The 19,228-nt window shown below is 39.2% G+C and carries 16 protein-coding genes and 1 pseudogene; 12 read left to right on the plus strand and 5 right to left on the minus strand.

From position 1 onward, the window contains the following. Nucleotides 1–2 precede the first annotated feature (2 nt). Entirely contained in the window at nucleotides 3–1,514 is a 1,512-nt protein-coding gene (gene galT / locus BLW54_RS15755; protein ID WP_074735749.1) for a UDP-glucose--hexose-1-phosphate uridylyltransferase, read from the plus strand. Between the two features lie 759 nt (nucleotides 1,515–2,273). Here the strand turns inward: galT and BLW54_RS15760 are convergent. Beyond that, nucleotides 2,274–2,456 carry a hypothetical protein gene (locus BLW54_RS15760; protein WP_074735751.1) on the minus strand — a complete coding sequence of 61 codons (183 nt, stop codon included), beginning with the start codon at nucleotides 2,454–2,456 and terminating at the stop codon, nucleotides 2,274–2,276. Nucleotides 2,457–2,909: 453 nt separating this feature from the next. On the opposite strand from BLW54_RS15760, the gene BLW54_RS15765 reads away from it, so the two are divergent. From BLW54_RS15765 to BLW54_RS15780, 5 genes and pseudogenes are all read left to right on the plus strand, one after another. Continuing rightward, the gene (locus tag BLW54_RS15765; protein WP_074735753.1) at nucleotides 2,910–3,923 is read left to right on the plus strand and encodes a DUF3231 family protein; all 1,014 of its coding nucleotides are present in this window, start codon (nucleotides 2,910–2,912) and stop codon (nucleotides 3,921–3,923) included. Then, nucleotides 3,904–4,391, plus strand: a pseudogene (locus tag BLW54_RS15770) (hypothetical protein). Before BLW54_RS15765 ends, BLW54_RS15770 begins: the two are co-directional and overlap by 20 nt. A 334-nt stretch (nucleotides 4,392–4,725) precedes the next feature. Beyond that, nucleotides 4,726–5,157, plus strand: a complete 432-nt coding sequence (locus BLW54_RS15775; protein ID WP_074735755.1) for a hypothetical protein — start codon at nucleotides 4,726–4,728, stop codon at nucleotides 5,155–5,157. 498 nt (nucleotides 5,158–5,655) lie between these two features. Beyond that, complete coding sequence (tnpA, locus tag BLW54_RS21210; protein WP_279626562.1) at nucleotides 5,656–5,778, plus strand: IS66 family insertion sequence element accessory protein TnpA; 123 nt, start codon at nucleotides 5,656–5,658, stop codon at nucleotides 5,776–5,778. A 1,089-nt stretch (nucleotides 5,779–6,867) separates the two neighbouring features. Next, nucleotides 6,868–7,089 (plus strand): YczF family membrane protein, encoded by a 222-nt coding sequence (locus BLW54_RS15780; protein WP_035508074.1) that lies wholly within the window; start codon nucleotides 6,868–6,870, stop codon nucleotides 7,087–7,089. On the opposite strand, the gene BLW54_RS15785 is transcribed toward BLW54_RS15780, so the two are convergent. The 4 genes from BLW54_RS15785 to BLW54_RS15800 form a co-directional block, all read right to left on the minus strand. Further along, the gene (locus BLW54_RS15785) at nucleotides 7,086–8,180 is read right to left on the minus strand and encodes a GerAB/ArcD/ProY family transporter (RefSeq protein ID WP_074735756.1); all 1,095 of its coding nucleotides are present in this window, start codon (nucleotides 8,178–8,180) and stop codon (nucleotides 7,086–7,088) included. The two genes, BLW54_RS15780 and BLW54_RS15785, sit on opposite strands and share 4 nt — an antisense overlap. A gap of 88 nt (nucleotides 8,181–8,268) precedes the next feature. Next, nucleotides 8,269–9,474: a Ger(x)C family spore germination protein gene (locus BLW54_RS15790; protein WP_074735757.1), complete on the minus strand. Its 1,206-nt coding sequence runs from the start codon at nucleotides 9,472–9,474 to the stop codon at nucleotides 8,269–8,271. Continuing rightward, nucleotides 9,475–11,094: a spore germination protein gene (locus BLW54_RS15795; protein ID WP_074735758.1), complete on the minus strand. Its 1,620-nt coding sequence runs from the start codon at nucleotides 11,092–11,094 to the stop codon at nucleotides 9,475–9,477. Between the two features lie 372 nt (nucleotides 11,095–11,466). Further along, on the minus strand, nucleotides 11,467–12,585 hold the full coding sequence (locus BLW54_RS15800) for an oxidoreductase (protein WP_341853315.1): 1,119 nt from the start codon (nucleotides 12,583–12,585) through the stop codon (nucleotides 11,467–11,469). Between the two features lie 399 nt (nucleotides 12,586–12,984). Here BLW54_RS15800 and BLW54_RS15805 point away from each other — a divergent pair, with 399 nt between their 5' ends. The 6 genes from BLW54_RS15805 (at nucleotide 12,985) to BLW54_RS15840 (ending at nucleotide 19,140) form a co-directional block, all read left to right on the plus strand. Continuing rightward, nucleotides 12,985–13,440 carry a DUF420 domain-containing protein gene (locus tag BLW54_RS15805; RefSeq protein ID WP_035508728.1) on the plus strand — a complete coding sequence of 152 codons (456 nt, stop codon included), beginning with the start codon at nucleotides 12,985–12,987 and terminating at the stop codon, nucleotides 13,438–13,440. Between the two features lie 76 nt (nucleotides 13,441–13,516). After that, complete coding sequence (locus BLW54_RS15810; RefSeq protein WP_074735765.1) at nucleotides 13,517–15,088, plus strand: spore germination protein; 1,572 nt, start codon at nucleotides 13,517–13,519, stop codon at nucleotides 15,086–15,088. Further along, entirely contained in the window at nucleotides 15,069–16,361 is a 1,293-nt protein-coding gene (locus BLW54_RS15815) for a Ger(x)C family spore germination protein (protein ID WP_074735767.1), read from the plus strand. The genes BLW54_RS15810 and BLW54_RS15815 overlap by 20 nt, the downstream gene beginning before the upstream one ends. Before the next feature lie 236 nt (nucleotides 16,362–16,597). Then, nucleotides 16,598–17,239: a GerAB/ArcD/ProY family transporter gene (locus tag BLW54_RS15825; protein ID WP_074735771.1), complete on the plus strand. Its 642-nt coding sequence runs from the start codon at nucleotides 16,598–16,600 to the stop codon at nucleotides 17,237–17,239. Then, nucleotides 17,211–17,699, plus strand: a complete 489-nt coding sequence (locus BLW54_RS15830) for a GerAB/ArcD/ProY family transporter (RefSeq protein WP_074735773.1) — start codon at nucleotides 17,211–17,213, stop codon at nucleotides 17,697–17,699. The genes BLW54_RS15825 and BLW54_RS15830 overlap by 29 nt, the downstream gene beginning before the upstream one ends. Nucleotides 17,700–18,144: 445 nt before the next feature. Next, a complete protein-coding gene (locus tag BLW54_RS15840; RefSeq protein WP_083391563.1) occupies nucleotides 18,145–19,140 on the plus strand; it encodes a polysaccharide deacetylase family protein in 996 nt (331 codons plus the stop codon). Nucleotides 19,141–19,228: the final 88 nt, after the last annotated feature.

Below are 19,228 nucleotides of genomic sequence, written 5' to 3' on the forward strand. Positions count from 1 at the left end.
AGATGACCATCTATCAAGACATCGAACGATTAATTCAATATGGTTTAAACAAAGAGATGATTTCAGTTTGGGATATCGATTACGTTCGCAACCGTTTGTTTCAACTATTCGAACTTAATGGGAAAAAGCCGGAACCTTTAAATGAGGGGCAGAAGCCTAATAACCCTGTCCCTATTTTGGAAAAAATGCTCGATTTTTCCATTGAGCAGGGCTTGCTTGAAGATCATACAACAACAGATCGGGACCTTTTTGATGCGAAAATCATGGACACTCTCGTTCCAAGACCATCCGAAGTGGTTAGGAACTTTTATCATACGTTTGAGAAACAAGGACCGGAATCGGCCACGGATTATTTTTATCAACTGTCTAAGGATGCGCATTATATTAGAACGGATCGCATCGCTAAAAATAGGCATTGGTACAGTGAAACAGACTATGGAAATTTGGAGATCACTATCAATTTGTCAAAACCGGAAAAAGATCCAAAAGCGATTGCAGCTGCCAGGGCGCATACAGGTACAAAATATCCCGAGTGTCTGTTATGTAAAGAGAACGTTGGGTATGCAGGGCGGCTAGACCATCCTGCTCGGGATAATCACCGGATCATTCCGATCGATCTCGAAGGAGAGCATTGGTTTTTACAATACTCCCCTTATGTCTATTACAATGAGCATGCGATTGTCTTCTCTCGCGAGCATCGTCCGATGGAAATATCGCAAGAGGGCTTACAGCGTTTACTGGATTTCACTGATCAACTTCCTCATTATTTTGTGGGTTCAAATGCGGATCTTCCCATTGTCGGTGGTTCGATTTTGAGCCATGATCACTTTCAAGGAGGCCATCACGAATTCCCAATGGCGAAAGCGGCGATTGAACAGGCATTCACGGTCCCACATTTCGAAGACATAACAGTAGGGATCGTTCGTTGGCCGATGTCAGTGATCCGTCTTCGTGGAGACGACCGACACCGCCTATCCGAATTGGGGGGATTAGTCTTGAATTCCTGGCGCTCCTATTCGGATGAAGATGCGGATGTGTATGCTGAAACAAATGGTGAACCCCATAATACAATTACACCGATCGCTCGTTACCGAAAAGGTCATTATGAGTTGGATCTTGTATTGAGAAACAACCGCACGAGTGAGGAGCATCCGATGGGTATATTCCATCCTCATGAAGAAGTTCATCATATAAAAAAAGAGAACATCGGCTTAATTGAAGTTATGGGACTTGCCGTCTTACCAGGGCGTTTAATCGATGAAATGGAACAGCTCACCGAGTATATCCTTGCTGCTCAACTGGATACATATGCCCTTGAAGATGAGCACACAGCAAAACACGTGTCATGGGCAAAAAAAATCGATTGGAATCTATCGTCAGAAAAGGACTTATGGAATGATGTACAACATCAAATAGGCAAACGCTTTTCCACGGTGTTGGAACATGCAGGAGTCTTTAAAAGGAACCAAGAGGGCCAAGCAGCCTTCCAGCGTTTTATTGAACAAATAGGATAAGGCTACGAAAGTTCCAAATAAATAATAACCAAAAGACCACCTCATTTTCTGGTTGTCTTGAGGTGGTCTTGTTTCCTCGCCCGATATCAGGCCTGAAATATTGTTATAGTAGTAAGTGAGATAGATACCTCAGATTAGCCAGAGGGGACCACTTTGAGTTCATTGAACTTTTGGGGGCTTTAATTTTATGATGGAATAATACCCCTTGTTTTTCAGTAATTGGAATACCTCTTCGTGAATATGTTGTCTTATATAACTGCTATGGCCGGCTTTCGGTGGTACTTCCGCTGGATAATGACTGGATTTTGTTTATTAAACTGATATCTTATTTTTTATTAATTAGTTAATACAGTGAATGGGCGGCATGATGTGATAATATTTATAGCTCTTTAAGGGTTTATTACCTTGGGGATTGAGAAGACTCATATTTATTGAATTTGATACTTCCGCGGAAAAAGTTTCTGTTGTATATAATATTATGGCATAGCTTAATTGATTTAGTTTTAAAGGTTTTTGTTAAAGTTTTGGATATGCTATTGGAATTTTTGTACATTTGTGAAATAATTCTTTGTAGCAAGTGATCTCCCCTTAAAAATAATCCATTTGCTAAACAAAAAGACTCTGTGGTGATCGAAGCATCCGTTGTCTAAAAGATACCTTAAAAGTATTACTTGGCCATCAAAGATAAAGACGTAAGAGGCAAAAAGGATATAAAGTTTGAAGGTAGGCCCCGGGTTAAGACTGGGGCCTTTTCTTTGTTTAATGAGTTGTGAATGATTTACCTCCAATCATTTTTTCTTCCAATCGATCAATTTTGCTCTGTAGGATGCCAGAATATCCAGCCATATCTAAATATAACTCCAATAATTCATTATCCATATCGTTATGATGCTTCCTTAAAATTGCTCCCCATTCTTCTAACTTGGTCATAAGGTCTTCCAAATTGAACACTCCTTTTCTTTTTCACCTTGTTATTCGACAAGTAGTCTAAAAGTCCTTCGTAAAAATTGTAAAATAAATTACTTATTTACTTTGTAATAATATAGGAACGAACGTTTGTGATAGAGGTGTAATTAATGGATGGATGTAATCGGGATTGAGGGACTATTAAATGGACCTCGTTAATAAAAGAACAGTAGGGGATTGCCCTTTTTAATTATCACGTATTATTTTCTTTCTTCAAGTTTTAATCAAGATTTCCATACAGTTTTTTGTATATACCTACACTTTTTCAATCCACATAGGAATTTTCCTTCTTAACATCAAAATCAAATATTAGTTCACTATACTTGATTTGACTAAATTTCAAATCGACAACACTAAATAGATTTACATATATAGTTATTTATTGGAGAAACTGAAGGTTAAGGAATATCCTATTTTGGAGGGATGAAAATGGATTCTACTCAACCATACGATATCAAATTAACATCGGCGGAGATAACAAATTTATGGGCTACATACATGAATGACAGTGGTACCATCTGCCATTTAAAATATTACCTAAATACAGTGGAAGATACGGAAATTAAATCTGTAATTCAATATGCATTAGACATTTCACAATTGCACGTTAACACAATAACCGAGATATTTACTCGGGAAGGTTACCCTGTTCCTCATGGTTTTAAATTAAATGAAGATGTTGATGTGACTGCACCAAGGTTGTTTTCTGATACTTATTATTTAAATAACGTTAATCAATTGGGAAAGATTAGTTTAAATGCATATAGCATGGCTTTACCTGTTGCAGTAAGAGAAGATGTTTATAGCTTTTTTAGTCAATGTTTAAGTGAATCAGATGCCCTTATCAAACAAACGAATGATATATTATTGGCAAAGGGTCTGTTTATCAGGTCACCATATCTCCCAATACCTGAATCATATGATTTTGTAGAACAGAAAAGTTTTTTGGCAGGCTTTTTTGGAGAAAAAAGACCCCTTACAGGTACCGAAATTACAAACCTATATACCAACTTTCAAAGGAACGCATTAGGGGCAGCCACCCTGATTGGCTATAGCCAAGTTGCCCAGGATGAAGAAGTAAAACAGTTTCTATTAAGAGGAAAGGAAATGGCAAATAAGCATTGTGAAATATTTGGTTCACTCTTAAAGCAAAGTGATTTACCCTGTCCTATGACATGGGACACAGAGGCTACTGACTCTACTACGTACACTTTTTCTGACAGGAAAATGATGTTTTATACAACAAGTTTAATTGCACTTAGTGTAGGATACTACGGAGGAAGCATGTCCATGAGTCCAAGAAGGGATATTGGCGTTATGTATAGCAGATTAGTTGCGGAAATATTAAAATACGCTGATGACGGGGCTAAAATCATGATTAAAAATGGGTGGATGGAAGAACCGCCACGGGCATTAGACCGTGATGAACTATCCAAAAAATGAAATAGTAGAGGAAAAAAGCAAAGTTCTTGAAGCAATTTTTTGGAGTGTTGCATTGCCTGGCTTTGCACAAATCCTAAACGGAAAGATATTAAAGGGTTTCGTGTTTATTGTTTTGGAAATTTTCATTAATGTTAAATCAAACTTTAATGAAGTTATTTATTTAAGTTTTCATGGAAGAATTGAGGAAGCCATTGTACAAACAGATTATCAGTGGCTAATGTTTTATCCCTGCTTGTACATGTTTGCAGTGTGGGATGCACATAAAGATGCTGGTGGTGGAAAAGAACCCTTTTCATTATGCCATTTGTATTTTCTGCATTTTTTTTAACAGTTGGTTTAATATTTTCATCAACGTTTAAAATTGGTGGGCTTCTTTTAGGTTCAGTGTGGCTACCTATAATTTTTTTGCCTGTTGGGATAGTGTTAGGGTGTTTAATTAAGTCAATCTTGCTAAAGATTGTTAAATAAATTGGATGTTTTTGCTTATTAGTGAACGATACAGACTACATTAAAAATCCACTAACTTAAATTTAGTGAAAAAGAATTAGTTAATAATGTTTATTTCTCAGAATATCACGGGTATACAAATAAAGACACAGGATTGGATTGGGGGCTTTCATGCCCCCTTTTGTTATGATTAAGATTGTTCTTCCCCCTAGTTTCATTATAAACACTACCTTCGTTCTGAATGACAAGAACGCCTTTATTGGGGATGCTTTCATAGCTTATAATAATGTTAAATAGAAAGAAACCACCTTAGCTTCTTTTTAGATATAATTTATTTTTTTAAGGGTGTTAAATTGTGACTCATGAGTTTCCAAGAACTAAAGAAGATAAACTATTGAACAAGTATTTTGAAGACGAGGGAGGTCATTTATTTTTAGAGGTCCCTGTTGGATCTAATAGAAGAAATCATATTTGGCCAAAGGGATCAAAGACAAGAAGATTTGATGGCGTGATCTTTCCTAATGATAAGAGTAAAATATATAATTATAGGAATTATGAGCACACATTTAATTCATTAATTACTTCTAATTATGAATTAGAAGTAATAGAGGTTAAGAACAGGCTCAATAGGTTAGTAATAGGTCAAATTATAGCTGGATATGATATGTTCAAAAGAGAGTATGCGGATAAACTCATCAATTGTAGGATAATATGTTCTGAAGGTGATCCGGCTCTTGAGTGGGTATGTGAACAGAGAAATATCAAAGTAAGTATCTATGAGAATTAGAGAAGCTGTTATGGGAAGCCAATTTTAATTCTTAATTGTGTATCCCTGAAGATTATATTGTGAATAAAATAAACACACCTACTGAACGTGGCACTATCGAGGATATGCAATTACTAGCGGTGTCACGTTAACATTTTTATGAACTATCGGGGGCAACCCTGCTGGGAGTGTGCTTAACCCAGGGCCTTGGAATTTTACTTACAGCCTTAATAGTTTTAGCTTTAATAAGATACTTTAGCTATCTGTTGGTTTCAACTTTTAAGGGAGAGATGCGTATGATAAATATCGCTTATCAAGTAAAATTAACTGCTTCATCAGTACTTGAAACATTATGGGCTGTAGGAGTTAGTTACTTGGTCGGGACTAGCTTGTCCCCGATAGTTCATAAAGAATATTTATATTAAATATCGAAAAAATGTAAGCGCCAAATATTGCCCACCTTCTAACCTTCAAAAGTCTATGAGATACTAACCTCATAACTTTTTAGGAGGAGTGTTGATGACTAAACAGGACAAAAAATCGCTTTGGGAAGACCGATTGGTTCACTTTCATGAATCAGGTCAAACGGCTAAGGAATGGTGTTCAGAGCATCAAATTAATATTCATACCTTCCGGTACTGAAAAAGAAGATACAGGCGCCCCTTCATCAAGATTCTTCGTGGGTAGCTGTAGAAGTAGAAGACATTTCCCGACGCTCATCAGTACATATTTCGATCGGACGAGCGACGAAAGCGTCCGAGGATATCCATCCTGATCATCTAGCCAACGTGCTGAAAGTGGTTCAAGCGACATGTTGAATGATGCCTCTGTTGAAAAGGTATATCTAGCACAGGGTTGTATAGATTTATGAAAGTCGATTGATGGGCTAGCGATCCTGGTTCAGGAACCTTTGACTACATTACATGAATACCCGATACTCCTTCAATTGGTAATATATAATGAAGAAACTCAAGTAATTAAGAATATGTTCCTTTGGGGCAGAAATGGGGCAGAATTTCATAATTATTGCCCCATTTCTATTTGGATCCATCAGATTTAATCCCCAAAGAGCTTAATTTGCTGGTATTACAACCTTACTTGTAAAGTTTTATCATATGCACTCCAACAGCCTTCTAAGCTGTTGGTCTTTTTTTGACGGCATTCTAAACCAATTCGTCAAGGAGAATGTGACTTTTAAAAAGTCACAAGAAAAGTAACGAGGGAAAATAATCACTCGATGTGTATGGTGGAGTGATTGTGGTTTTGCTTCATTAATAAATTCTAAGTGGAGATACTTGTGAGGTTTTAGAACCTCACAGAAAACCTCACGAATCGGAAAAGTTCTCTGAAATTACACGAACATATGTTCCCTTTTTTGCCTGTGTGGTTAACTCGAATTTAAGGTGAATCACGGAGGTGAAAAGTGGGGGAAAACTCTTTCAAGTATGGGCGGCATGATGTAAGGTTTCTCTTACACTTCGCCCCTTATATAACAAAGCTATCAAACGAAAGAGGACTACTACCTTTATTGGAAAGTAGTCTTTTTTTTTTCATCCTTTAATCTTAATGATTGTTTCCTTTAGCAGGATAATGTGGCTGAGGGAGGTGCCGAAATTAGATAATGATAAGGCTGGAAGGGAATTTACTGAGTCGTACCAACATCATATATGGTTCAAAGGGATAGGATCTTATCCATATACACATACTAGGAAAAAACGAAGGTGTGTCTCCATGAAAATTATTCTTATCTTCCTTTTTATAAGTATTGGCATGGCCTTGATTAATTACGGAATAGACCTATTATTGGTGAACGATACAAAAGTAGCGACCACCAACCTTTTCAATCCTTTTTGGGTGATGAAACCTTTTGAGTACTTACTTTTAATTCTCTTGATTTTATTGGCTATAGCCGTCCTCATCATTCGAGCCATTAAAAATAGGAACAAAGCTTAATTTGATTTAATGTGTCTGCGAATCAGGGCGATCGCGAGCAGGATGAATGGGATCCCCACTTGAAAAGGAAGGTGTATATAATAGGGGACGAGTTCCACCCCTTTTTTAATGTGATCGACTGAATTACTGGCCACACTCATGGATGATAATAAAACCACGATACTTAGTGGAAAGATTAATGATGTATATTTTTTAACTTTAAATAATTCTGTAGCGCTTACGAGAGCGGCATAAAAAAAGATGGCGATCTTAAAAAAACCTCCAATGATGAGCGTCAACACTACGGCAACATCCAGCCGTTGAAATAGCCCTGCCATATCAATCAAACCGATGGCCGATAATAATGGGAAGGCGGATCGGCTGGCTACATAAATTCCGAGGACTGCTATATCCATAGCTACCACCCAGGTTAGCAAGATGCCGCCAAAACTCATAGCTGATAAACCAGCCCTCAAGCATAATCGGGGCTGGTTCAAATAAGGGAGCAGCATGGTAAAAACAATGATTTCTCCAAAAGGAAAGGTAGCGGTGAGAGGGAGGATACTCAACACAGGCTTCCATCCATTTTCCAAAATGGGACGTAATTGGTTGATATCAATCTGTCCTGAGCCAAGTACTAAAGTTGTTCCTACCACCCCGACCATCATCAAAATAACAAAGAAAAATTCTCCTGTTCTTGCTAACACTTCTAACCCGTGCCACAGTACAAAAGCGACCGAAAGGATCATGATGGTGTTTATTACGAAAATCGGAGTATAGATATACGTCGATGCGGTCAATAGTTCGCCAAAGTCACGTAAATCTCTTACTGCGATATATAGAAAGTAAAACAAGTACAGGACTCCAAGGACCGTTCCTGCATATTTGCCGAGAATTTTTTTCCCATATCCGATTAAGGAAAGGTCAGGGTATAGACGATAAAGAACAAAATATACTACAAAAAGGAGTAGACCGATGATCATCCCCAATAGGACTGTCAGCCAGGCGTCTTTTTTAGCACCGAGTCCCGGGTTGATCACGATTGCTGTTCCCAGCTCAAACAAAAGCATTAATACAAACAACTGCCAACCGCTGATTTTGGCTTTTTCCACGACGCCAGCACCTCCCTTAGTAGTTGATTCGATATGTTTTGAAAAAAAGCGTCTGGGGTGATGACTATCATTAATTCACCCACCCCTATTATTTTTTTTCTAAAATTAAAGGTTTTGTCCTTAACCCTGTACCACGAATGAAAAATTCAACATTGACCTCGACATCCATCTCACTGAAGGTGCTTGACCAGTCTTCCTTCATTTTTTTCCACTCTTTTGGATGCTTCTGATTCAATGTTTCACCGAATCCAAAAACGTCGGTTTCTTCTTCTTGAAGGGTCTTTACAGAGGTATTAACTTCTTCTTCTATGGCTTTGGCAAGTTTTTTATTTAGTTCAATAATGACGTTAGGGTCGGTAAGGTCGACCGGGCATGTGACCTCTTGCAAAGACCCTTCACTTTTAATGTTGACTGTGATTTTCGGTTCACCTTTTTTTATAGTCGGCTTCAGTTTGGTATTGACATTTCGTACTTCAACAGCTAATATTCCTTCGTTTTCCTTACAGGTAGACGTGACCACTGTCTTTTGGATATTATTTCTAACCCAGGAAACCCCTCGAGCTTCCTTGTCCTCCAGCCACCCTTTCAGCTTTCCATCCTGGAAAATGGCTAATCCATTGATTTCAATATAAGTGGACGGTGCTGCTTGTTCATTTATGCTTGAATGTTGACCCTCTTGCATATCCCCGACGAGGGCTATTCCGCTCAATGAGACTTCCTTGCTTTTAGTTGTTAGGGTTTGAATCAAATCATTGATATTTTGATCAGGAGTCTCCCCCCACACTTCCGCTGTTTTTTTTGAAGCTTCCTGAATCTTCATGGCCGGGATTTTTTCTATGGGATTAAGAATACTTAAAATGGATTGTGCGGGACTGCCTCTGGAAATGAGAACAGTTGCTGTTGAACGAAATCCATAAAACCTTTCCGTGAAATCCATTACTTCAAAAAGTCCTTCATCCTCTGCTAAGCTTTCCCCGATGATAAGCACAACCATATGCGAGAAACTAAGCTTACGAGGTACTTCTTTTGATATCTTCCGTATCGTCTCAAATAAAGTCTGCCCCTTATCTCTGTATGTAGTGACCGCTGTGCCTTTAGAAGATTGAGACATTTCTCCACCACTTACTTGCTCTGGGTTCACAATCTGGAAAGAAACATCATATAAGCCATCCTCGGTTTTATCGATCCCCATTCCCATGACTAGGGCTACATCCTCCAATTCATTCTGATCCCAGCAGCCCGTTAAAAGAATCAGCACCAAGAACAGCCATATGAATCCTATCCTCTGTCTCATCTAATCACCCTTTTCATTCTTTGAGTAAGAGTCAGCAGGATCAGACGGAACTGGCTTTTGACTTTTGGCTTGCCGTTGAACATTTTGCTGGTTGATCAAACGCGGGCGGGAATTCATTGACCATAAAGGCTGGCGAATAATGGAATCTTTGATATCCGACCAAATAAACGGTGCAAAAGGACTTAAATAAGGAATCCCAAGAGAGCGGAGGCTGCTCATATGAGCGATGAGAATAAACAAAGCCATAAGTACACCGTACAAACCGAAGCTTCCAGCTATGATCATCAACGAAAAACGAAGGATACGCGGAGCTACCGCGATGTTGTAAGAAGGGACTGCAAAGCTTGCGATTCCTGTAAGTGCGACGACAATAATAGTCGTAGCCGAAACAATCCCCGCTTGAACGGCAGCCTGTCCAAGCACAAGTCCACCAACAATAGAAACCGCTTGCCCCACGGCTCGCGGCATACGAAGCCCAGCTTCCCGTATGATTTCAAAAGTGAACTCCATGAGCAGTACCTCCATAAAAAGTGGAAATGGTACACCTTCTTGTTGGGCGGCCAAGCTAACTAAGAGAGGCGTAGGGATCATTTGTGGATGAAAAGTCGTCAATGCAATGTAGAGAGATGGCGTCAGCAAAGAAATGGTAAAAGAAATCACTCGCAATAACCGTAAAAATGAGCTGATGACAAAGTTTTGATAATAATCGGATGGGGTTTGAAAAAACTGTATGAATAGGGCAGGTGCCACTAATACAAAAGGGGTACCATCCACTATAATCGCAATTCGCCCTTCCATAAGGTTGCCTACTACGGAATCCGGACGCTCGGTATTATAAATAGTCGGAAAGAGTGTTAAGGAGGTATCCTGAATATACTGTTCAATATAACCGGAATCGATTATATCATCGACTTCAATCTTGTTCAGACGTGTTTTGATTTCACGTAACACTTTCTCACTAGCTATTCCTTTCATATACATGACGGCGACATCGGTCTTGCTTATACTTCCGACTTGCATGGTTTCAAATCGTAAATCCGGGCTTTTTAGATAACGTCGGATCAAGGCCACATTTGTACCAATGGATTCTGTAAACGCAACCTTCGGACCACGAATTATTAGTTGAGTGCTGGGCTCATTGACACCTCGCGTTTCTCCACCTTTTGTATCCCCAGTGATTGCTTCATCATAACCATCTACTAAAATGACCGTGTAACCGGACAAAACAGCTAATAACAATTTATCCCACTCTGAAACTACGGTGACTTTTTCAACCGAATGGGCATGACCTTTAATAAAATCAAAACTATTGACTACACTTGATTCCTGGGTCATCTTTTCAATAGAAGCTTCAACTTTCAATGCCCCCGAAACAAATTCATTCACGTTTTTTTCATTTACTAACCCACTTATATAAATCGCTGCAGTTTTTATTAAAGGTTCTCCGCCCATCTCAAAATGGCGAATAACTAAATCACTGCTATCGCCTAGGTCCTGCTTCAAATGATTTATATTCACTAATAAGTTTTTATCCAGAGAATTTTTACCTTCATTAGAGGTTTCTTGCTCTTTTCTCTTTCTTCCTTGCATTCTTTCCTTAAATCTATTCCAAATATTCATCGGGACCCCTCACCACAAGACTTATTGTTTCTATCATGGCCAGGGGAAATGACTTATAAACGTATGGTCTGTTACTATGCTAGTGATAGGGGGAAAGGCTAAACTTCGGAGAACCGTCGAGTTCACAATTAACCTAGGGGATACTTCACGCAATTAACAACTATTTAGATGACAATGTTATCTAAATCATAATGGAATATGACAGAAGGATGTTGGATAGGACTTTAGCTTTCTAAAGAACTTTTACTTTTACAAAAAATAAAATGATCTTATTCATCATTCGCCTAAATGCGAATGAAATGGCAAGAAAGAATAAAAAGGTACTTCTCAACTAGGAGAAGTACCTTTTTGATTTTGCTTATAAATGCCTGATTATTGGACGATCTCCATTTGTAACTCCAAGTCTTTTACTTTTGCTTGAGGCAAGAGGATTTTCTCAAAGTTAAAGTCATTCAGCTCCATCCCTTTTTTTACCTTATTAGGTAAGTCTGGGTTGGCTAAAGCGCTTGTCCCTAAGGAGATGAAATCTGCATACTCATCCTTTAATAATTTTTCAGCCTTATCAGGATCCCCTAATTTACCATTCGCAATGACAGGAAGTTTTCCATAGTCTCTTGCAGCCTGAGCCAACGTTCGTGAATCCTCTCCGAATGCAGGATGTGTCGCGTCTCCATCGGTGACGTGAATATAGTCTAAAGAAGTCTCGCCAAGTTGGGAGAAGATATATTCTGCTTCTTTTTCCCCTTCCGCCCATTTATGGTCTGGGTCAGCCACTTTAATTTGTGAGATACGAATACCGACAATGTAATCTGAACCTACGGCTTCTCGGATATTTTGAATAATCTCAAGAATAATTCGTAATCTGTTTTCTTTAGAGCCACCATATGGGTCTTCCCGATGATTTAGATAGTCTGTTAAGAATTGGTCTAATAAATAACCATTTGCTCCATGGATTTCAATGCCATCGAATCCGGCTTCTTTTGCACGAATTGCACTTTGAGCAAATGCGTCTTTCACTTGTTCGATATCTTGTTCAGTCATCGCTTTAGGAGTTTGGAATGGTCCGGATCCACCATAGAATCCTAGTTGTTCACCCTTCGGAGGAATATCGGAAGGGGCAATGGTTTCATTCGTGTACGCATTCCCTTGACTCTGTCCACCCGCATGCATGAGTTGGGCAAGGATTAGAGAGTCATGTTTATGAACGGCATCTACTACAGGTTTCCATGCCTGGACATGATCTTCTCTTACTAGTCCCGGTTGATCATTATAACCCTGGCTGTAACGTTCGTCTAAATAAATGCCTTCTGAAATAATGGCGCTGAAGCCGCCTTTAGCATAACGCTCGTAATATTTTTTCATCGTCTCATTGGCTCGACCATCTTCTTCTGCACTTATGCGGGTCATTGGAGCGACGACGCAGCGGTTCTTAAATGTTTTATTTTTTAACCTTGTATTTGAAAAAAGCTTTTCTTGATTCAACCTATCCACCCTTTCTTATAGATAACTTAGACGTATGATAACATGGGGTAAATCTCGAATTCAGTCTTTTTGCTTACTCTCAAACGAGACGTGTCTTGTTTGTTTTACTGGAAGTATGTGTGATTTTACTTAAACAACAGCCGCTCAACAAGATTCGCCTATGGTTTCCTAACAAATGGATCAATGTGTGAGAAGGTTGAAAAATACCGTCAGCTTCAAAGTATTATTTTCCTTTAGGAAGGGGAAATATGTTGTAGAAGAAGTATCGATAGGGAAAGGGTTCAAAATTGCTTGAGGATCAATGGGGAGAAATAAGTGTAAACAAAATCCTTTATCTTGAATGGAGTATAAAAAAAGAGGAATTCTTAGAGGACTTTAATTTTATAGAGGGAGAGGCAATAAACCATGATGAAGGTTCTTCCGTTGTTAAGTACCTTATGTATTTTGACAAGTGCAGCTTTTGTTGCCTTAGGTTGGTATTTTATTTTAAAAGGAAAACGATTATGGCATCAAAGAATGATGACGATTGCTGCAATGTTGGCTGTATTATTTTTGATGATTTATCTTTCCAGAACCATTTTTATTGGAAATACATCATTTGGCGGGCCGGATAGTGTAAAGACTTACTATACCATGTTCCTTATTTTTCATATTTTTTTAGCGGTCTCAGGACTTTTTTTGGGTGTAGTAACCATAACTTTTGCTTGGAGAGGAAAGTTTATACGACATAAAAGGATAGGCCCAGTAACAGCTGTGATATGGTTTTGTTCTGCAGCCACAGGGGTTTTGGTCTACCTGATTCTTTATATCTTTTGGGAACCTGGCCCGACAACAAGTGTGTGGAAGGCCATTTTAGGTTTGTAATGGTATTAAAACTTTTACCTCCATACATAATTCACCTCCTTTAAGAAAAGCTAAATGACATACGGAGGTGTCATGTATGAGTAAGTCTCTTCCAAACAATAAGCAATGGGACACTGAACGTTCTAGCATACCGCAATCTTCATCTCTCGAGACAAATCTTTCTATGTTAAAAGAAACCTTTGATGTATGTGATGATATCGTTTTTCAACAAGCACAGTTCGGTAATCAATCGGGATGTTTAGTTTATCTGTCTGAAATGATTAACAAGGAGACATTAATTGAAATTGAGCAAGGTCTCTCTTCTTTAATACCTCAAAACCAACAGGAATCAAAGGAATCTGTTATTACGCTTATTCATCGGCACTATCCATTTCAAAGTGAAAATGAAACGCAAGATCTTGCAATCATTGTTAAAAAAATCTTGTCTGGACATATCATTCTTCTTGTCGATGGAATAGAGCAAGTGTTTTTATTCTCTTCGGACAATCAAACCAATAGAACATGGACGGAATCAGATAGGGAACGCACCGTCCGTGGCCCTCAAGCAGGTTTTAGTGAAAGCATTCAAACAAATTTGAAGTTAATCCGCCAGAAAATACAAAATCCTAATTTAAAGGTTCGATATGTAACTCTTGGAAAACAAACCAATACGAAAATCAGTGTAGTATATATGGAGGGAATCGCTGATGAGGAAATCGTCCATGAGGTACATCAGCGATTATCGAACATTGACATTGACGGTGTTTTGGACAGCCATTATGTAGAATCGATGATCAAGGATTCTCCCCGTTCGCCTTTTCCGACTGTTTTTAATACCGCACGTCCTGATCGTGTCTGTGGCGGGTTATTAGATGGTAAAGTGGCGGTCCTTATCGATGGTACGCCTTCTGCTTTAACGGCCCCTGCTATGTTTGTTGAGTTCCTTCATTCCAGTGAAGATTATTATGATACCTCTTTAATTTCGACTATTATTCGCTGGGTCCGCTTTTTGGGGCTTTTTGTTACTTTAATTCTTCCGGCCTTTTATGTGGGGATGATCATGTACCATCAGGACTTATTACAATCCCCTTTCTTAATGCGTATTGTGGCCAATCGAGAAGCCTTACCGTATCCAGCTTTAGTTGAAGCTCTTTTTATGCTGCTGACGTATGAATTACTTCGTGAAGCAGGGTTACGAATGCCGAAAATATTCGGTGGTCCTGTGGTAACTATTTTGGGACTCGTGCTTATAGGTCAGGCTGCTGTACAGGCAGGAATTGTTGGCCCTGTTATGGCTATTGTTGTTTCGGTAACAGCGTTAACGGCCTTTATTTTACCGAATTATGAATTCCATCAGGTTATCCGCTTTTGCGGGATTCCATTACTTTTATTGGCAGGATTTTTCGGTTTTATGGGGATTATTGTTGGTCTGATGTTTGGGTTAACCCATCTTGTCAGCCTGCGTTCCTTTGGTGTCCCTTACTTCTCTCCCGTTTCTCCTGCAAGAAAAGAAGGATGGAAAGATGTGTTCATAAGGGCACCATGGTGGGCCATGGAGACACGTGCTCCGGGAATCGGAGTGGAGAATATGAACCGTTCAGGTGAAAATAATAGCGCTACCCCTCCCAAAACCGGCAAGGAGAATCGAGATGAAGAAAATGAAGGCTAATAAACGGATTCGTCTATTCCATTCGATGATACTGCTTGTTGCTCTTTTAACCCTTACTGGGTGTTGGAGTTCAGATGAAATCAATAATCTATCCACGATCACCCTCATCGGAATAGATGAAAATGATACCGGAGAAGTGGAGGTCACAGCAGTTATCGTCAAACCGCATACCCTTTTTGCTGAAACCGCTGTTGATGGCAGTGAACAAAGCAAATTTCTGATTGAAACCACAACAGGTGAGAGCATTTTTGACGCGGTTAGTGATTTATCAAGCACGACTTCAGAGAGAATTTATTTTGGGCATGTCAATGCGATTGTGTTTGGAGAGCGAGCAGCACGCAAAAGAATGGTATCTTCCTTAGATTTCTTTAAAAGAGAAACTGATTTTCGGCCTAATACTAATGTATTGGTGGCCCGAGGAAAGGCATCCCAATTGGTTCAAGCAACGCCTCACCTTAACGTGACATTAGGAATGGAATTGGAAGACTTGGTGCTTTCTAATAAATATTCGGAAACGGATATGGTGGAGGATGTTACTCAATTTATGAAAGACCTTTCCAGTGATACCAAAGATCCGACAACAGGTATCATTAGTTCCGCAAAGCGACAAGGCGTCGATATTCATCTTACGGGGGCAAAAAATCATTCAGATACAAAAAAGAAAGAAGAAGAACCCTCAACAAACACGCAAGAAAATAGTCAACTACAAATACCCGAAGCCATCAGTTTAAAAGAAACCGCTGTGTTTAAGGACGGTAAACTTAAAGGTATTCTCGATGAACGGGAAACACGCGGAGCCTTATTGGTAAAAGGGAAACTTAAAAATGAGGTTGTGGTTTTGAGTTGCGGATCAAGCCCTGAGGAAACCATCAGCTTGAATATCACTAACTCAGCATCGAAACTTACTCCTCAATTCTCTGCAGGAGCTCCTCATATGGCTATAGGTATTCAAGTGGAAGCTGAAATTGGTCAATTGGCTTGTCCAGATTTTAATGTAGATCCCGGTCAAATCGACCGTTTAAACCAACAGCTTGAAAGCCTTGTTAAACAAGAAGTTACCCGTGTGCTGAACAAGGCTAAAAACCAATGGCAAACAGACATTTTTGGGTTTGGTCAAGAATTTTACCGAAAGTACCCGAAAGAGTGGAAGCAAATGGCTCCTGTTTGGAGAAATGGCATGCTTAAAAACATGAAAGTTGATCTCAGCGTCTCAGCAAATATATCACGTCACGGATTGCTCAAAGATCCTATAAAAGATAAGGAAGGAAAATAACAGATGGATCTTTTATTAAGTTTGCTTCTTATTATATTAATTGTGCTTACCACAGGTACACACGTCTACTTTGTATGGAAAAGACATCAAAGAAAAATGTTATGTGCGCAACTTGGGATCATCGGTCTTGCGATAATTTTAGGGGTGTGGACGATTTATGATCCTGCAAATCCTTCTATCTCCAAATGGTTAACTACATGGAGTCCCTTGAAGTAAATAAAACGGAGGTACCAATCATGATTGAAAAAGGAAGAATAAGTAATATTCAGGCAGCTATGCTGGCCATCACATCCTTAACGATCGTTGGCCATCTAATCTTGCTAACAGTGGTCTTCCAACACAGTAAACAGGATGCCTGGATTGCTGCTATAATGGGCACTATACTAGGGTTGGTTGGAATAATAACCTTAATTAAACTGTCTCAGCACTTTCCGGGTCTTACGTTAATTGAGATTTTATTTCAACACTTTTCATGGCCGGGAAAAATCATAGGTATCCTGTATCTGATTTATTTTTTTATCATGGTTACGTTAGGGGCACGATTGTTTGCGGAAGCTTACAAATTGATTTTTGAAGAGACACCGATGTGGGCGCTGGTTACCGTTATCGTGTTATTAACGACCTATATCGTGTACTTAGGGTTAGAAACCTTAGGTCGACTGAACCAAATCATGCTCCCTGTTTTAGTGATCATCGCGATAGCGGTCGTTTTCCTCACGATGGGCGAAAAAAAAGATTATACCAACTTGCTGCCAATAATGGGGAATGGAATGCTTCCTGTTACGCTCGGTTCTCTTTCAGTTATGGCTTGGTTTGGTGAATTTGTCATTTTGGGAATGGTTCTCCCTTATGTACAACAGCCAAAAAAAATTAGTTAAAACAGGGATAGGTGTCGCCCTAGTTACACTCATTTTCTTTCTTGGGCCGGTTACAGGTCCCATTGCTTTATTCGGTGCCGAACAAGCTGCAAAAATGGCCTTTCCAACGTTTTCTGAGGTCCGTTATATTGAATCAGGGGAAGTTATCAATCGTTTTGATGCGATCGCGGTTCTTTTTTGGACGGTCGGTTTAATGATTCGAATCGCTCTGTTTTTTTACGGGTTAAGCTTAGGATTAGCGCAAGCTTTAAGGCTAACTACATACCAGCCCTTGGTCATTCCATTAGCTTGGCTGATTGGGATATGCACTATTATATATGCTGCCAATTACGCGGAGCTTAATGAATTTCTCTTTAAATCCTACGTTCCCCTGAATATTTTGATGGGGGCTATCATTCCAACTTTACTACTTTTGGTTTCAAAAGTATTTTTCCGTAATAATAAAGGGGACATCCGTTAAGAGAATTGCTCCCCATTACATGATGTAAGAAAGAGCTTGAAATAGATATACTGTCATTCATTTTTTTATTTTATTCACCTTCCCAAAGTTTCAGGATATGAATGATTTTTTGGGGGTGAATGATAGAAATAACTTTAAATGACTAGGTATACCGGAAAAGTGTGCCATAACGTAAATAGGTAGAACTATATCCGGTGAGTTTTTATTAGACCATTCGAATGTGTTGTCCTGCCCTGCTAGTGTGCTATCATTTTAAAGACGATGATTGTTCGCCCTCCAAATATGGTGGGCGTTTTCTATTTCCGTGAAATAGGATGGCTTTTATTTTCAATGTGAGGGTGAACATTGATAGTGATTCATAGCTTGAAGTTTAGTGATCGTTTTTATATTTCATTAAATAGGGAGTCCTTCGAACATTATGATAATCAGGATGTGGTAGAAAATCATGCTTAAAAAAATAGCTGGATTCATAGTATTTATTTCAATATGTGCACTCCTATCGGGAAAAACGGCAATGGCAGAAGTGTATGAAGTTAAACCGGAGGATACACTTGCGACAATTTCAGATGAGTATGGAATCCCAGAAGATAAGATCGTGAATAAAAACAAATTGCTATCAACTGCTCTTTGGCCAGGGCAACAGTTGGAAATACCTAGTAAGTCTGGGTTTGATGAAATAAAAGCCCCTTTTTTGACTACGAGTAAACTTAGTAGTTCTTTACCTGAGTTATTCATCGGTCCGAGGGTTTCTTTAGCGAAATTAATTAGTAATTCTTTAGATAATGAAATGATTTATATGGGGAATACCGATAAGAAAAGGATCGCTCTTACTTTTGATGATGGTCCAGAAGATACCTATACGCCACAAATTTTAGAAATCTTAAAGCAAAAAAATGTGAAAGCTACATTCTTTGTGATGGGAGAACGTGTGACAGAGTATCCTGAACGATTGAAACAGATTCATGAGGAGGGTCACGTCATTGGGAATCACACATGGGATCACCCGCATTTGCCCGAATTATCGGATCAGCAAATGCATGAGAATATAAAGGCTACCAGCGCTGAAATTGAGAAGGTCACCGGGGTTAAGCCAGACTTGTTCCGACCACCATTTGGTGAAATAGAAGATCGACAAGCAGCCCTTTTAAGTGGGCAGGGCTACCGCTCCATTCTATGGACAGCCGATTCAAGAGACTGGGAAGGGCTGCCCGCTGAAGAGATTGTATCAAGAGTGAAGCAAGATGCTCGCCCTGGAGTTATAGCCCTTCAACATAACTACCATGCATCGGGGCCATTTGAAACGGTGGAAGCCTTGCCTCAAATCATTGATGAATTACGGGCAGAGGGCTATGAGTTTGTTACCGTTCCAAAACTCTTAGATGCAAAAGGTTCCCATTCAAAAATAAATGCTTTCCAAAAAATAAACGCAATGAATCATTAAGATACGTTTGGAAAAGCGTTCGATCTATGGTGTAGGGAAAACCTTCACTTACGAGCACTTATTTTAGTAGCCGAAGGTTGGGTGAGGT

Source organism: Halobacillus karajensis, from assembly GCF_900108515.1.
Lineage (GTDB): Bacteria > Bacillota > Bacilli > Bacillales > Halobacillaceae > Halobacillus > Halobacillus karajensis.

What these genes read in the sequence shown, in the direction of transcription:
- galT (WP_074735749.1), top strand. Translation starts at nt 3, where the DNA reads ATGACCATCTATCAAGACATCGAACGATTAATTCAATATGGTTTAAAC.
- BLW54_RS15765 (WP_074735753.1), top strand. Translation starts at nt 2,910, where the DNA reads ATGGATTCTACTCAACCATACGATATCAAATTAACATCGGCGGAGATA.
- tnpA (WP_279626562.1), top strand. Translation starts at nt 5,656, where the DNA reads ATGACTAAACAGGACAAAAAATCGCTTTGGGAAGACCGATTGGTTCAC.
- BLW54_RS15780 (WP_035508074.1), top strand. Translation starts at nt 6,868, where the DNA reads ATGAAAATTATTCTTATCTTCCTTTTTATAAGTATTGGCATGGCCTTG.
- BLW54_RS15790 (WP_074735757.1), bottom strand. Translation starts at nt 9,474, where the DNA reads ATGAGACAGAGGATAGGATTCATATGGCTGTTCTTGGTGCTGATTCTT.
- BLW54_RS15795 (WP_074735758.1), bottom strand. Translation starts at nt 11,094, where the DNA reads ATGAATATTTGGAATAGATTTAAGGAAAGAATGCAAGGAAGAAAGAGA.
- BLW54_RS15805 (WP_035508728.1), top strand. Translation starts at nt 12,985, where the DNA reads ATGAAGGTTCTTCCGTTGTTAAGTACCTTATGTATTTTGACAAGTGCA.
- BLW54_RS15810 (WP_074735765.1), top strand. Translation starts at nt 13,517, where the DNA reads ATGAGTAAGTCTCTTCCAAACAATAAGCAATGGGACACTGAACGTTCT.
- BLW54_RS15815 (WP_074735767.1), top strand. Translation starts at nt 15,069, where the DNA reads ATGAAGAAAATGAAGGCTAATAAACGGATTCGTCTATTCCATTCGATG.
- BLW54_RS15825 (WP_074735771.1), top strand. Translation starts at nt 16,598, where the DNA reads ATGATTGAAAAAGGAAGAATAAGTAATATTCAGGCAGCTATGCTGGCC.
- BLW54_RS15830 (WP_074735773.1), top strand. Translation starts at nt 17,211, where the DNA reads ATGTACAACAGCCAAAAAAAATTAGTTAAAACAGGGATAGGTGTCGCC.
- BLW54_RS15840 (WP_083391563.1), top strand. Translation starts at nt 18,145, where the DNA reads ATGCTTAAAAAAATAGCTGGATTCATAGTATTTATTTCAATATGTGCA.